Genomic DNA, 13,749 nt, shown 5'->3' with positions numbered 1-13,749 from the left:
CCCGATTGCCCTGGAGCGCCTGTGGCGCGGCCTTGCGCAGAGCGCCTCATACGGCTAGGCTTACTCATGTCTCTGCGCAGATGATCCAAGAGCTTGAGATGCATCTCTACAGCATATCGTAGTTTTTCGTCTGCGATCTCATCCCGGCATAACCTTAGCTGGTCGACATCTTGCGTGTTCAGTTGTGACGTCAGCTTGACGTCATCTGAATCCTGCCAAATACAGGCTGCGCTAAAGCTTACAAGAGGGCTACGATGTCGCTCAGGAGAACCGTTCTACTGCTCGCGGTCGGCTTCGGGCTCGGCTTTGCGAGAGCCGAGAGCCCGTCCTATGCGAACGCTGTCGAAATCCCGATTGCATTGAGCGACGAACAGATCAGAGCCTCGGGGATCGAAACCGGGCCGATCGAGAGCGAAGGCGAGACGGGGGAACTGGTCGTCCCCGGCGTCGTCGCCGTCCCCCCGACACAGCTTCATGTCGTTGCGGCGCCGGCCGCCGGCCTCGTCGAGACGCTGCTGGTCGCGCCGGACGAGGAGGTGACCGCCGGCGCGCCGGTCGCCAAATTGAAATCGTCCGAACTCCTCGAAGCGCAACGCGCTTTTTTGCATGCCGACTCGGACGCGACGCTGGCCGGCGAAAAGCTTCGGCGCGACGAGCAGCTGGTCAAGGCGCGCATAATCGCCGAGAGGCGCGTGATCGTGACGCGGGCGGAGGCGACGCAAGCGAGAGCTGCGCTGGAGGAGCGCCGGCAGTTGCTGGCTCTCGCGGGCATGACCGACGAGGAGATCGAAACGCTCCGCCGCGACCGCAAGCTCGCCAGCGGACTTCTGGTCCGCGCGCCTGTTTCCGGCGTGGTCCTTCAGCGCCACGGCACTGCAGGCGAACGCGTGCCGGCCTCGGCGCCGCTCCTCACGATCGCTCGCCTCGATCCTATTTGGGTCAATCTGCAAATCCCGGTGGGTCGTGAAGCGCCTTTGGCGCTGGGGCAGAGCGTGACCTTGCCGTCTGTCGGCGCCCAAGGCCGATTGATCCGGATCGGCCGCACGGTCGACGCCGCCACCCAGTCTCTGTCCGCGGTCGCCGAATTCCGGGCGACGAAGAGCCTGTTGCGGCCGGGACAAGCCTTGCAGGCGATCCTCCGCCTCGGCGGTTCCGGCGGCGGGCAATGGCGCGCCAAAGCCGACGCGGTGGTCGCTCACGGCGATCATCAGTGGGTATTCGTGCGCAGCCGCTCCGGCTTTCGCGCCATTCAGGTCCAGCTCGTCTCGGAGACGCCGCAATATGCGTCGATCCGCGGGCCTTTGAAGGAAGGCGACCGGGTCGCGATCCGCGGGATGCCGACATTGCTGGCCGAACTCGCCGCAAAAGACAAGTGACGCCTCGCGATGCTCGATCATCTCATCCGTATCTCCCTCGCCAAAAGATTGCTCGTGTTTCTGGGCGCCCTGGCTCTCGCCGCCTGGGGCGCGCACGCCTACTTCAAGCTGCCGATCGACGCCTTCCCCGACGTCGCGCCGGTGCAGGTTCTCGTCGCGATGCGCGCGCCGGGATTGACGCCGGAGGAACTCGAAAGCCGGGTGACGGCGCCGATCGAAGTCGCCGTGCGCGGCGTTCCCAAGCTCGTGCGCATGCGCTCGACGACGCGCTATTCCGTGGCTCTGCTCACATTCGAGTTCGCGGAGGGCGTCGACATCTATTGGGCGCGCGCGCAGATCAACGAACGTCTCGCCCAGGCCGCCGATCAATTGCCGCAGGACGCGAGCGGCGGCCTCGCGCCGATCGTCACGCCGCTCGGCGAGATGCTGATGTTCACCCTCGTCGGCGGCAATCTGACGCCGACCGAGCAAAGGAGCCTCATCGACTGGACGATAAGGCCGGCTCTGCGCGGTCTTCCCGGCGTCGCCGACCTCAACGTGCTCGGCGGATTCGTGCGCACCTTCGAGGTGGCGCCCTCGCCTTCCGCCATGGCCGCGCGCGGCGTCACGGTCGCCATGCTGGAGCAGGCGCTTTCGGGGAACAACAAGAACGACGGCGCTGGCCGCGTGCGTGACGGCGAAGAGGCTTTGCTCGTGCGAGCGGAAGGGCGGCTGCGCAATCTCGAGGACATCAGGAGCGTCGTGATCGTCAGCCGCAGCGCCGGCGTGGTGCGCGTCGGCGACGTCGCGCAGGTCCGCTTCGGCTCCCTGCCGCGCAACGGCGTCGTCACCCACAACGGAACGGGCGAAGCCGTTTGGGGGCTGGTTCTCGGCCTGCGCGGCGCCGATGCGCGCAGTGTCGTAGCGGCGGTCAAAGAGAAGCTCGCCGAGCTGGAGCCGACCTTCCCGAAAGGCGTCCGCGTCGAGGTTTTCTACGATCGCAGCGAACTGATCGGCAAAGCCGTCTGGACCGTCCAGAAGGTGCTGATCGAAGCCGTAGCGCTGGTGGTCTGCCTGTTGTTCCTGTTCCTCGGCAATCTGCGCGCGGCGCTGGTCGTGTCGCTCATGCTGCCGCTGGCCGCGCTTTCGACCTTCGGCGTAATGGGGCTATGGGGACTCTCGGCCAATATCATGTCTCTGGGCGGCCTCGCGATCGCAATCGGGCTGCTCGTCGACTGCGCCGTCGTGGTGGTCGAGAACGTCGAGCACAAGATGGCCTCGGTCTGCGCGCCCAACATCGACCAGCGCTTGCGGATGACCCTGGAGGCGACGCAGGAAGTCGCCGCACCGCTGACGTCCGGCGCGATCATCATCATCACCGTCTTTCTTCCGCTGCTGTCGCTCGAAGGGCTGGAGGGGCGCCTCTTCGCTCCCGTAGCTCTCACCATCGCCTTCGCTCTCGCTTCGGCTTTGCTGCTGTCGCTCACGGTCGTGCCCGTATTGGCCGCGACGCTGCTGCGTCCCGGCTCGGACGACCAACCCTGGCTCGTGCGCAGGATCGCCGCGGTTTATGAGCCCTTGCTGCTCCGCGCCCTCGCGCGTCCGCTCGCCGTCGCGGCGATCGTGGTTGCGGGACTTGTCGCCTCCGGGGTCGCGGCGTCGCGGATCGGCCAGACTTTCATGCCGGTGATGAACGAGGGGACGCCCGTCGTCACCGTCCGAAAGCACCCGACGATCAGCGTCGACGTGGCCGCGGAAACCGACCTGCGCATTCAGCGCGAAATCATGGCGGCGATTCCCGAGGTCAGGGGCGTGATCTCGCGCGCGGGCGCGGATGAGCTCGGCATCGATCCGGTAGGCCTCAACGAGACCGACAACTTCCTGACCCTGGCTCCGGAAAAGGAGTGGAGAGGCCACGGCGCCGACTGGCTGCTGGGAGAGCTGCGCTCCGTGCTCGACAGGATTCCCGGCATTTCCTACTCATTCTCCCAACCGATCGACATGCGCGTGCAGGAAATGATCATCGGCGCGCGCGGCGACGTCGTCGTGAAGATTTTCGGCGACGATATCGACGAGCTCAATCGGATTTCCCGCGACGTGGCCGCAGTCTTGCGCAAGCTTCCCGGCGCGCAGGACGTCTTCGCGCTCCAGAACGACGGCATGCGATATCTGACCGCGAGAATCGACCGTCTTGCGGCCGGTCGTTTTGGAATCAACGCCGGAGAGATCCAGGACGCATTGCGCGTCCTGATCGACGGACGCCAGGTCGGGATCGTTCTCGAAGGCCCGATCCGCACGCCCCTCGTGGTGCGAGGCTCGGAAACTTCGCGCCGGTCGCCAGTCGATTTCGCGCGCGTGCCGATCGTCTCCGGAGAAGGCAAAGTCGTCGAGCTGTCGCAGCTCGCCGAGGTCGCCGCCGAGAATGGTCCGATCCAGGTCATTCGCGAGGAGGGCCAGAGATTCGCCACCGTGCTCGCCAATGTCACGGGCCGGGATCTGGTCGGCTTCGTCGAGGAAGCGAAGGCGGCGGTGGCGCGAGAGGTGCAGAAGCCGCCGCAGTACCGTTACATATGGGGCGGCCAATTCGAGAACCAGCAGAGGGCGTCGGCTCGCCTCGCCGTCGTCGTGCCGCTGGCGCTGGCGCTGATTTTCCTGTTGCTTTACCTGACCTTCAATTCCGCGGCCCAGGCGACGCTCGTCTTTTGCAACGTGCCCTTCGCGGCGATCGGCGGGGTCGTCGGCCTCTGGCTCTCGGGGGAGTTTCTCTCGGTGCCGGCCTCGGTGGGCTTCATTGCGCTGGTCGGCATCGCCGTGTTGAACGGCGTCGTGCTGATCTCCTATTTCAACAAGCTCGCAGTCGAGGGCGGACGCACGGCGCGCGAAGTCGTCGTGGAGGGCGCGCAGCGACGGATGCGGCCGGTCATGCTGACGGCGACCATCGCCGCGCTCGGCCTTGCGCCATTCCTTTTCGCGACTGGTCCCGGATCCGAGATTCAACGCCCGCTCGCGGTGGTCGTCATCGGCGGCCTCGTCACCGCGACGTCGCTCACTCTCATTCTCCTCCCGATCCTTTACGAGCGCTTCGGCTTTCCGAAACGCGTCGAACCCGGCGCCGAGGAGAAGGGGAGCGAGTCATGAGCAATGGGCTTATGATCCGTCTCCTCGTCGCCTGTCTTCTCCTGCTCGGCTCCGGTCCCACGGACGCCAAGCCCAAACCCAAACCAAAGGCCGCCGCGGGCTTCGTCATTGCGCGGCATCTGACCTCCGCCGTCGATATCGACGCCCAGAGCGCGGCTCTCGAGGCGCAGCGCCGCGCCATCGGCGCGCGTTATCACACGGCTGACTCGATTTCGCCGGGGTCGCCCTATATTTCGAGCGCGCGGCGGTCCAACGCCGGCGGCAATCTGCACGGCGAGAGAGAGACCGAAATCGAGGCGAGCATGCCGGTCTGGCTGCCCGGGCAAAGCCAGGCGCTTCGAGAAACGGTCGACGCCGGCGTCGTCGAAATCGACGAGCGGCTGGCCCTGCGCCGGCTCGAGGTCGCCGCTTTGGTGCGGGACGCCTGGTGGCGCGCGCAAAGAGCCGCGCGCGAAGCGGCGATCGCCCGGAGTCGTCTCTCCACCGCGCGCGACATCGAAGCCGACATGTCGCGGCGCGAGACCCTCGGCGAGTCCGCGCATCAGGATACGCTGCTCGCTCAAAACGAGACGCTGGCGGCTGCGAGCGAGGTGGCGCAGGCCGAAGCCGCCAGCAAGGCCGCTCGGGCCGCTTACGCCGTGCTGACGAACGGCGTGGCGCCGGACGGGGAGCTGGAGCCTGTCGGGCGCGGCGTCGCCATCGACGATCATCCGGCCTTGCGCGCCCCGCTCGCCGCTGTGTCCCGCGCCGAGTCGCAACTTCGGCTGGTCGACGCCAGCTTCATCGAGAATCCTGAAATCGGCGTGTTCGGCCGTCACGAGCAGAATCGGGAATATGAATTCGGCAAGAATCCCGCGGATCTGAGCCGCACCGATTCGACGACTCTGGGCTTTCGCATCAAGATTCCCCTGCCGACGCCCGGCCGCAACGAGCCGCGCCGCGCCGAGGCGGAAGCCGACCTCGTCAAATCGCGCGCCGAATATGAACGCGCGCGGCGCATCGTCGCCGCCGAGATCGCCGCAGCGCGCACGGCGGTCGCCGCAGCGCAACGCAACGCCGCCATCTCGGCCAGGCGCCTCGCGGTCGCGAGCGAGCAATTCGAACTCGAGCGAAAGTCGTTCCAATTGGGGGAAGCGAACGCCGTCGACCTCTATCGCGTGCGCCAATCCTATCTCGACGCCCAGCGGGCGCAGGCCACGGGGCTGGTCGATCTCCGCGTCGCGCAATCCAGACTCAACCAGGCGCAAGGCTACGCCCCGGATTGATGTCGGCAAAAACAGGAATCCTGGTTGCGGCGTCACCCCCCGTCGGCCGCCGCCGAGGCGAGATGCGCTCGCCGCGCCGCCAGCGCCTCGCGCACCGTTGCGCGCCAGTGGCGGGGCCGCTCGCCCGTGGGGTCGACGGGACGGCCGGCGGCCTCGCGCTCGTGCTGCAGTCCTTGATCGTAGCGGGGCAGCCCCTCCGCCGCGAAATAGGCGGGTTTCTTGCCGTGCAGCGCCAGCCCGCCGGCGTTGATGGTGCAGGTGGGCCGGGCCGGATCGAGCGCGTGAGGGATGAGCGGCTGATCCAGGCAGGCGATTTCCGCAACCTCCTGCTCGAACCAATATTCCGGCTCGGGCGCGGGCGAGCCGTCGCTGACTGTCGGCTTTTGCGGCGAGATCGGGGAAGCGCCGCGTCGCCGCCTCATGCGGGAGCGTGCGGCAGGGGCCGGACAGAGTGACGGCGGCGAGCGTCTCCGAGTCGTCGTAGGCCATCAGCGCGCCATGGCCGTTGGACCAGAGTTTTGCGGCGTGGCCGTGAATGGCGTTGCCGGAGCGATAGGGGACGAGAACATAGGACTTCGTTACCTCGCGCGCGACGAATGCCGCCTTGCCGCGCAGGCCGTTGCGGGGCGAGACGCCGGGCAGGCCCGCCGCCGAAACGGTGATCTGGAACAATTCGAACTGGGTTTCGATCAGACGCTCCAGCGGTTCTCCGGCGCTCCATGAGCTCTGCGCCGCCTGGCCCGCCGGCGATGCCGGCGACAGCGGCCGCTTGACGAAAAGGTTTTGCGAGCACTGGGTGAAGACTTCCTCCGCGCCGCCGACGCAAAAGAGCAGCATGCGCCCGCGCGCCAGCGCCGCCTCGCGCCAGGGCGCGAGCGAGGAAAGGTCGAGGCCGTAGTCCTCCTCCACGAAGCGCGGCGGGATCGTCTCGACGCCGAACAGCGTGATATGCAGGCCCATGGCGTCGGGATCGCCGGGGTTCAAAGCCAGTAGCGCCAGCTTGCGGCTTTGCGCCGCCGCCTGGATCAGCTCCAGCGCCGCAGCGTCGGCCGAGCGCTCGCGGGCGGACGCGCCCGCCTCGGCGCAGACGATCTTGCGCCCCTGCGCCAGCTCAAGCCAGAAGAGCGGCATCGGTCCGCGCCGCGCCAGCCATTTCGCGATCGCCGCGCTCTCGGCGGCGGTCCGCGGCTTCGGCGCCAGCAGCGGGATCGCCACGGTCCGGTCGTCCAGGACCATGATCGGCGGCGCGCCGATCGCCGCCTCGTCGAGCATGACGGCGCAGGCCGGACGCCGGCGCGCCCAAAAAGGCCCTTGCGCCGCGCCGCCGCTCGCGGCCAGGGCGCGCGTCGCCGTCATGGCGAAAGCGCCCATGACGGGGTTGAGAGACTGCCGATACTGCCGCTCGTAGAAATTATCCGCGCCCTTGGAGATCGAGGCCTCCCGCCCGCGCGCAGGTTCGCGCCGCCGGTCTTGTTCGCTGAGCATGTATTGGATCGCGTGTTCGGCGGCGGGGCCGGGAGCCGCGCGGCGGCGCAGCAGCGCCTCGGCGCCGCGCTCGCGCCAATGTCGCGGCAGCAGCGCTACGGCGCGGTGGGCGAGGGTGCGCGAGGCCCTGATCGCATAGCGTCGGTCGGCGCGCGCCGGGGTCGGGGCGGTTTCGCCTCCGCCGGCCGCGCCCAGGAAAAACGCTGGAAGCAAACCCCATAGCCGGCTGCGGGGCCGGCCCTCGTCCGGCGGCAATTTTTTTGTCATGAAACGGCTCCTTGAAATCGACTCCATCAAAAACGCGATGGGGCGCCTGCGCGCGCGTTCGCTTCAAACACAATCGAACGCGCATCGTGCGCCACTGATCGAACTGGCTCTTTGCCGGATGCTGCTTCGCGCTTTCCGGGAACAGGCTCCGAGGCGCTGCATTTTAACTCGCGACAACTTGGCGGGTTCCCTGGGAGGCGGCGGCCCCTCCGGCGTGAAGCATTCCTATTATAGCCGTTGTTTGAGCTTGACCCATGTCGACAATATAAGTATTTACACCTAAGTGATGTCTGCAATGCTCTCATCATCTGTGTATATCTATAAAAAACAACAAAAAATATTAATATATCATCATGTTGTTACATGTAGTGAGATTCTATGCGTATCCTCATTGCACTTTCAATCTGCATCGTGGGCGCTTTATATGACGCCTACGCCTGTGGCGGTCGTCACAACGACGCCCTGTGGCGGGAAGCTCAGGCCGTCTTCTACGACGTCGCGCCCTGATCGAACGCGTGGCTCGCCGGCCGAGGGCCCGCCAGTCGTAATCCCTTTGTCACGCCGCGGGGGCAGACTGCCGGGCAGCCCAGCTTGCGCCCGGGCCGATATTGGCGCCCGCGCCCTGCTCATGTTATCGGCTGCAAAGCCGCCGCCCGCCCCAGGCGCCGAGGTTGCATCGGATGCCGGCGCCCTATCGCCGGCTGGGATTTCTGCAAGCGCAGGAACCACGCAAACCAGGCGGCTTCGAACGCTTTCGCGGCGAGGGCCGGGAGCGCTCTCTCCGCATCGCGAACGCCCGTTTCAGGAAGACGAGAAGAAAAAATGTCTGTCACTCTTGCAGGGTCGCCTCATTTTCTGAGCCGGGAGGGCTCCGTCGCGAGACCCGACTATAATCGCTGGCTCGCCCCACCTGCGGCGCTCGCCGTGCATCTGTGCATAGGCATGGCCTATGGCTTCAGCGTGTTCTGGCTGCCCCTGTCGCGCGTCGTCGGCGGCGCCCAGCCGAAGGAATGTCCGCAGACCATCAGCTTCCTGCAGTCCGTCTTCGCGACCGACTGCGACTGGAAGATCAGCATGCTGGGCTGGACCTTCACGCTGTTCTTCGTTTTTCTGGGCTCTTCCGCCGCGGTGTTCGGCCATTGGCTGGAGACCGCGGGGCCGCGCAAGGCCGGTCTTGCGGCGGCGCTGTGCTGGTGCGGCGGCCTCCTGATTTCCGCTCTGGGCGTCAATCTGCACCAGATCTGGATGATCTGGCTCGGATCGGGCGTGATCGGCGGCATAGGCCTCGGGCTCGGCTACATCTCGCCGGTGTCCACGCTCATCAAATGGTTTCCGGACCGCCGCGGCCTCGCCACCGGCCTCGCCATCATGGGCTTCGGCGGCGGCGCCATGATCGGCGCGCCGCTCGCCGACCGCCTGATGGCCTATTACGCCACGCCGGCCTCGCCCGGCGTGTGGCAGACCTTCGTGACCCTCGCCGGCATCTACTTCGTGTTCATGGTGGCGGGGTCGCTCAGCTATCGCGTGCCCCGGGAGGGATGGAAGCCGGAGGGCTGGACCGCACCGTCGGCCGCCGCGAGCGGGCTGGTGACGCATCGCCACGTCCATCTCGACGTCTCCTGGAAGACGCCGCAGTTCTGGCTGCTCTGGGCCGTGCTGTGCCTCAACATCTCGGCGGGCATCGGCGTGCTGGGCATGGCTTCGCCGATGCTTCAGGAAGTGTTCGGCGGGCGGTTGCTCGGCCTCGACGTCAGCTTCGACAGCCTCACCCTGCAACAGAAACAGCAGATCGCGACCATCGCCGCCGGCTTCACCGGCCTGTTGAGCCTGTGCAACATCGGCGGACGCATCGGCTGGGCCTCCGCCTCGGACCGGCTGGGTCGCAAGATGACCTACGCCGTGTTTTTCTCGGTGGGTTTCGTCCTTTACGCTCTTGCTCCTCACGCGGCGACGGCGGGGGCGCTTCCCATATTCGTTCTGCTCTTCTGCGTCATTCTCACCATGTACGGCGGCGGCTTCGCCACCATCCCGGCCTATCTCGCGGATCTCTTCGGCACCCATATGGTCGGCGCCATTCACGGCCGCCTGCTCACCGCCTGGTCGACCGCGGGCGTGGTCGGTCCGGGGCTGGTCAATTATCTGCGCGAATATCAGCTTTCCGCGGGCGTCCCGCGAGAGGCGGCCTATAACCAGACCATGTATGTGCTCGCCGGGCTGCTGGTGGTCGGTTTCGTCTGCAATCTTCTGGTGAGGCCGGTGGCCGAGCGCTTCTACATGACCGACGAAGAGGTCGCCGCGAAAAAGCACATATCGGTCGCCGAGGTGGAGAAAGAAGAAGAGGGCGTGCACGCCGACTTCGAGGATTTCGTCGAGGAAGCGCTGGAGCCGGCTCATCCCGAGCGGGGAGCCGGCGCGTCGGCGGGGGCCTCAAGCGCCCGGATCAACGGCGCGGCCGTCCTCGTCTTCTCCTGGGCGGCGGTGGGGATTCCGCTCGCCTGGGGCGTCGGCGTCACCTTCCAGAAGGCGCTGGGACTGTTCCATTGAGGGCCGATACGAGATCCGCCGGATTGGAGCGGCGTTTCGTATTCGTTCCTGGTTAGAGCGCGTTCGGTTTAAACGCGTGCGAGCTTTGCGCGCCGGTCGGAGGCGGCGTGCGTCAGCGCCAGAACTGCCCCGCATGGCGGAACGCCTTCCAGGCCTTGGCGAGGCGTCGCTCCTCGAAGGCCTCGTCGCGGGCGTACCAGCCGATCATCAGGCCCGCCGCCCGCGCGTTTCGCCGGGCGGCCTCGGGATCGAGGGCGTCCAGAAACGAGCTGGCTTCGGCCACGTCGTTGTGCGCGCCCAGCACTTCCTGAAGCTCGGCGGCCGCCCGCTCGAATTCCTTCATGCTGCGTTCGTCGCGAAAATAGGGGCCGAAGAACTCTGCGGCGTAGCGCAGTTTTTTCAGCGCGACCCTGACCTGGTGCCGCTCCGCATCCGGCAGCTCGGCGAGGTTTGCGCCTTTCTTGCGCACCCGGCGATGCAGGCGGTCGAGCGTCGATGCGGCGAAGGCCTTGCCCGGGCGATCGAGGGCGGCGAGCGCGTCCTCGGCCGCGCCTTCGCGCCAGGCTCGCCGGGCGACGCAGGATTGCGCCTCGATGCCGAAGATGGTGGTCGCGGGCGCGTCGATCAGGACGATCGCCTGGGCGTAGGCCTGGCTCGAGCGCTTCTTGAGAATGGCCTCCAGCCCCGAAAAATCGCCGTCGGCGCCCGCCCGCGTCTTGGGTCCGTTTTCGATCAGCTCCTGAAGCACGTCGCATTGTCGCGCCGGTCCCAGAGCCGTAGCTATCTCACGGGCGCGGGCGCGCAGGATCTCGACTTCCGGATTTGGGGCGAGGATCTTCACGATCCCGAGAGCCGAGCGCATCCGCCGCAACGCCACCCGCATCTGGTGGATCGCCTCGGGGTGCCGCCCGTCGCGCAAGGCCGACCAGTTGCCGAGGAAATGTTCGAGCGCGTTGAACAGGATCGCGGCGAAGCCGTCATCGAGCGCGGCGTCGCCGGCAAAGCGGATCGGCGCGGCCTTGACCGGCGTCGGAGTCCCGCTGCGGGCGAAGGCGAAGGCAGCCTGGGCCTTGCTCGCCACTTCGAGGCGCAGCGGCAGGGCGGCGGCGAGATTGGCTCCGAGGCTGTAGAGGTCGAGCGGCGAACCCGATTTCAGCTCCAGTTCGAGCTCGTTGATCTTCAGGCGCCGTTCCTGGACCAGGGCGAAGCCGTGATCGAAGGCGGCCTCGATCACGGAGCTGTTGACCCGCACCATGCGCGTCTTTCGGCGCACCCGAGTTTCGAACTGCGGCTCGAGCGGCCGGCTGTCGAGAATCCGCGTGAGATATTGCGCGATTTCGGGGTCGAACAAATCGATCCGAGGCGTGGCGGCGGTGACCGCGATCTCGATCTCTTCGCGCGAGAACGGGCCATGCGGCTTGCCGGGCCTGCGCTTCAGCGTCATGACCAGGGGACTGCGCCCGCAGCGGCGGATGCGCAGCGAAATCCTGCGTTTTGAAAGCGCGAGGTCCTGCGTGTCGAAATAGATCGAGGAAAGGGTCTTTGATCTGCCTTGCGGTTCAGCCGAGGCGATCAGCGGGGAGTCCGACGCCGCACGCAGGCCTGCCGGCGTGGTGCGAAATTTTAATTCGATCTCCTGATCGTCCGCTTTCATGTGCAATCGGGGGCTGCTGGAGATCAAGCCTCAGGACCAGCTTGCAAGTCTTACCCCGCGGTTGCGCTACGGTCAAAATGAAAGGCCGTCATGCGGGATTATTGATTTCCCGGCGCGCTTTGATCGCCTCCTTGAACGGCGGGCGTTTCGTTCCAATCGGGCGCCGCAGGCGACTCGCGGCCGTGACGCTCGAGGAATCCGAGTGCGAAGACGAGCGCCAGCGCGATCACCGCCAAAGCGCATGCGTGTCGCACGTAAAGATCCGCGGATCTGTTTTTTTCGCTGATCGCCACCATGAACAACTCCAGCGGCTCGACGACCAAAAAAACTTGCGGCATGTCCTGGGGCGACGCAATCGGCCGGCCGTGCGGCACGTCAGCGCGCTTGCTTCTCCCGCCATCGCATCCGGCAAGCAGGGATCGCGCCGGATGGATAACGTCTCATCGAAAAAGTCTTTCAAATTTTTATCGCAACGGCGCCCGGGCGGGCCTCGGCGGGCCATATTCGCCATAAGCTGCGCAGCTTTGCCTTCGATCGGCTTCCTTTGCGCGACCGATCGCCGCACAAAGTCCTTCCTCGTTGCGCTTATGCTGAGACTGGCTAGATTTCTTCGCCTGGGGGCGAAAGGCTCTCGGACGGTATCGCAACAGACAAAAGCAAAAGGCGTCGAAGCAATGAGCCACGTCGCGCATGAGCTGCATGATGAATTTCCTCAAAAGGCCGAGGCGATCAAGCAGTTGAAGATCGAAAACGCGCATTTCGCCAAGATCGCCGAGGCCTATCACGAGCTCAATCGCGCCATTCACCGCATGGAGAGCGAGGTCGAGCCGGTCGCGGACGAGACGCTCGAAGGACTGAAGAGGCAGAGGCTCACGCTGAAGGACGAAATCGCGAAGTTCCTCGCCTGAAGGCGAGCCGACGTGCGGTCCCCCCGCTGCGGCCTCCGGCTACGGCGAGGGCCTGGCCCGCAGAGGGTTGGAGCGCATTCTCATCGCAAGAGCATGTCTGCTTTTGCCCAAATGCGCTCCGGGCGTGCGCTCTCCTGGCTAGGCTTCCCCGGCGGCGTTTTTCGTCATCGCCGCGAGCGTCGCGCGCAGGCTCTCGGGCGTCGTGACGCGCTCGGGAAAAACCACGCGGGCGCAGGCGTCGCCGGCGCAGAGGTCCAGACCTTCCGGATCGAGTCCGCTGGCGCGCCAGCGCGTTTTTCCCGCGCCGCCCGCTTTCTTCGCCAGCAGGGCGAGCGCTTCGGCGCATTCGGCGTCGAGCCGGGCGAGCGTCTCTTCTTCGGCCGCGATCAGGCCTTGCGCGTCGTCGAGCGGCGTGAGCAAGGCCTGAGGCCCGAAATCGGCGGCGCGTGCGAACCCCCCGTTGAGATGAACCTTCAGGACCCTGGTCCGCCAGAACGAAAAATCGGGGAAATCGGCATAGAGGGCGGCCTTGGGGTTGCGCCTCAAATAGCGCGCCTTCAGCGACGGCTCCGCGCTGCGCTCCGCCGTTGCGATCAAGGTGAGGCGCGGATGCGCGAGAGGATCGCCTCCTCCGATTTCAGGCAGGAGAAGCGAGAGGCGGGGATCTCTTTCGAGGTTCCGGGTATGCGCCGCAAGGCGCGACATCAGCAGGATCGGACTGCCGTCGTGGTCGGTGGCGACCGCGGTCAGGGTCACGAAAGGCGCGCCGTCCTCGTTCAACGTGCCCAGCGCCGCCGTTCTGATGGCCCGCAGCAGGCGCTTCGCCTCGCCGGCGGGATCGAAAGACGGGTCTTGCCCCGGCCCGGGCCGGGGCGCATCTTCTGCATTCGACATGTTTTTCGATCCTTTGTCGGAGCGCCGGGCGCGGTTCTTGCGGGAAAGCGTGCTTTTTGTGACGAAAGCCGGTATATATGACGGACAAGGCGGCGGCGCAGCCGCCCTGGAGCGCGTTTTGCCGGACTGGGACGCACAGGGTCGAAACGCGCCTTCGACCGGGCGAACCGGCGCATTTTCCTGTTCTCGCATGAGTCAGGGCGAGCGGAAAGCGCGCCGCGACGATCGCGGGCCAAAAT

12 protein-coding genes are annotated in these 13,749 nt (G+C 66.3%); 8 read left to right on the top strand and 4 right to left on the bottom strand.

Annotation, left to right across the window (positions count from 1 at the left end):
• Positions 1–254: 254 nt before the first annotated feature.
• The 3 genes from H2LOC_RS11920 to H2LOC_RS11910 are packed head-to-tail and all read left to right on the top strand — an operon-like array spanning position 255 to position 5,758.
• Positions 255–1,376, top strand: coding sequence for an efflux RND transporter periplasmic adaptor subunit (locus tag H2LOC_RS11920; protein ID WP_136496597.1), 1,122 nt, complete (start codon positions 255–257; stop codon positions 1,374–1,376).
• A gap of 9 nt (positions 1,377–1,385) precedes the next feature.
• Positions 1,386–4,493, top strand: coding sequence for an efflux RND transporter permease subunit (locus H2LOC_RS11915; RefSeq protein WP_136496596.1), 3,108 nt, complete (start codon positions 1,386–1,388; stop codon positions 4,491–4,493).
• A complete protein-coding gene (locus H2LOC_RS11910) occupies positions 4,490–5,758 on the top strand; it encodes a TolC family protein (protein WP_136496595.1) in 1,269 nt (422 codons plus the stop codon). The genes H2LOC_RS11915 and H2LOC_RS11910 overlap by 4 nt, the downstream gene beginning before the upstream one ends.
• A 32-nt stretch (positions 5,759–5,790) precedes the next feature.
• On the opposite strand, the gene H2LOC_RS11905 is transcribed toward H2LOC_RS11910, so the two are convergent.
• A complete protein-coding gene (locus H2LOC_RS11905; protein ID WP_136496594.1) occupies positions 5,791–6,180 on the bottom strand; it encodes a hypothetical protein in 390 nt (129 codons plus the stop codon).
• 182 nt (positions 6,181–6,362) lie between these two features.
• Between H2LOC_RS11905 and H2LOC_RS11900 the strand changes: the two genes are divergently transcribed.
• From H2LOC_RS11900 to H2LOC_RS11890, 4 genes are all read left to right on the top strand, one after another.
• Positions 6,363–6,656, top strand: coding sequence for a hypothetical protein (locus H2LOC_RS11900; protein ID WP_136496593.1), 294 nt, complete (start codon positions 6,363–6,365; stop codon positions 6,654–6,656).
• Positions 6,657–6,716: 60 nt separating this feature from the next.
• Positions 6,717–7,166 carry a hypothetical protein gene (locus H2LOC_RS11895; RefSeq protein WP_136496592.1) on the top strand — a complete coding sequence of 150 codons (450 nt, stop codon included), beginning with the start codon at positions 6,717–6,719 and terminating at the stop codon, positions 7,164–7,166.
• Positions 7,167–7,888: 722 nt separating this feature from the next.
• Positions 7,889–8,017, top strand: a complete 129-nt coding sequence (locus H2LOC_RS21940) for a hypothetical protein (RefSeq protein WP_281350500.1) — start codon at positions 7,889–7,891, stop codon at positions 8,015–8,017.
• Positions 8,018–8,332: 315 nt separating this feature from the next.
• Positions 8,333–10,054, top strand: coding sequence for an OFA family MFS transporter (locus tag H2LOC_RS11890; RefSeq protein ID WP_136496591.1), 1,722 nt, complete (start codon positions 8,333–8,335; stop codon positions 10,052–10,054).
• Positions 10,055–10,166: 112 nt separating this feature from the next.
• Here H2LOC_RS11890 and H2LOC_RS11885 read toward each other — a convergent pair whose 3' ends face one another.
• Together H2LOC_RS11885 and H2LOC_RS21390 are read right to left on the bottom strand one after the other, a co-directional pair.
• On the bottom strand, positions 10,167–11,708 hold the full coding sequence (locus H2LOC_RS11885; protein ID WP_136496590.1) for a CYTH and CHAD domain-containing protein: 1,542 nt from the start codon (positions 11,706–11,708) through the stop codon (positions 10,167–10,169).
• Positions 11,709–11,806: 98 nt separating this feature from the next.
• The gene (locus H2LOC_RS21390) at positions 11,807–12,046 is read right to left on the bottom strand and encodes a hypothetical protein (protein ID WP_162009757.1); all 240 of its coding nucleotides are present in this window, start codon (positions 12,044–12,046) and stop codon (positions 11,807–11,809) included.
• A 336-nt stretch (positions 12,047–12,382) separates the two neighbouring features.
• On the opposite strand from H2LOC_RS21390, the gene H2LOC_RS11880 reads away from it, so the two are divergent.
• Positions 12,383–12,616 carry an HP1242/YdcH family protein gene (locus H2LOC_RS11880; RefSeq protein WP_136496589.1) on the top strand — a complete coding sequence of 78 codons (234 nt, stop codon included), beginning with the start codon at positions 12,383–12,385 and terminating at the stop codon, positions 12,614–12,616.
• Between the two features lie 138 nt (positions 12,617–12,754).
• On the opposite strand, the gene H2LOC_RS11875 is transcribed toward H2LOC_RS11880, so the two are convergent.
• Complete coding sequence (locus H2LOC_RS11875; RefSeq protein ID WP_136496588.1) at positions 12,755–13,510, bottom strand: HugZ family pyridoxamine 5'-phosphate oxidase; 756 nt, start codon at positions 13,508–13,510, stop codon at positions 12,755–12,757.
• Between the last annotated feature and the right edge of the window lie 239 nt (positions 13,511–13,749).

The organism is Methylocystis heyeri, assembly GCF_004802635.2.
In the GTDB taxonomy this organism is placed as follows: Bacteria; Pseudomonadota; Alphaproteobacteria; order Rhizobiales; family Beijerinckiaceae; genus Methylocystis; species Methylocystis heyeri.
This window is presented reverse-complemented; position numbering and strand designations above follow the sequence as displayed.

What these genes read in the sequence shown, in the direction of transcription:
- H2LOC_RS11875 (WP_136496588.1), bottom strand. Translation starts at nt 13,510, where the DNA reads ATGTCGAATGCAGAAGATGCGCCCCGGCCCGGGCCGGGGCAAGACCCG.
- H2LOC_RS11905 (WP_136496594.1), bottom strand. Translation starts at nt 6,180, where the DNA reads ATGAGGCGGCGACGCGGCGCTTCCCCGATCTCGCCGCAAAAGCCGACA.
- H2LOC_RS21940 (WP_281350500.1), top strand. Translation starts at nt 7,889, where the DNA reads ATGCGTATCCTCATTGCACTTTCAATCTGCATCGTGGGCGCTTTATAT.
- H2LOC_RS11885 (WP_136496590.1), bottom strand. Translation starts at nt 11,708, where the DNA reads ATGAAAGCGGACGATCAGGAGATCGAATTAAAATTTCGCACCACGCCG.
- H2LOC_RS11890 (WP_136496591.1), top strand. Translation starts at nt 8,333, where the DNA reads ATGTCTGTCACTCTTGCAGGGTCGCCTCATTTTCTGAGCCGGGAGGGC.
- H2LOC_RS11880 (WP_136496589.1), top strand. Translation starts at nt 12,383, where the DNA reads ATGAGCCACGTCGCGCATGAGCTGCATGATGAATTTCCTCAAAAGGCC.
- H2LOC_RS21390 (WP_162009757.1), bottom strand. Translation starts at nt 12,046, where the DNA reads ATGCCGCAAGTTTTTTTGGTCGTCGAGCCGCTGGAGTTGTTCATGGTG.
- H2LOC_RS11910 (WP_136496595.1), top strand. Translation starts at nt 4,490, where the DNA reads ATGAGCAATGGGCTTATGATCCGTCTCCTCGTCGCCTGTCTTCTCCTG.
- H2LOC_RS11920 (WP_136496597.1), top strand. Translation starts at nt 255, where the DNA reads ATGTCGCTCAGGAGAACCGTTCTACTGCTCGCGGTCGGCTTCGGGCTC.
- H2LOC_RS11915 (WP_136496596.1), top strand. Translation starts at nt 1,386, where the DNA reads ATGCTCGATCATCTCATCCGTATCTCCCTCGCCAAAAGATTGCTCGTG.
- H2LOC_RS11895 (WP_136496592.1), top strand. Translation starts at nt 6,717, where the DNA reads ATGGCGTCGGGATCGCCGGGGTTCAAAGCCAGTAGCGCCAGCTTGCGG.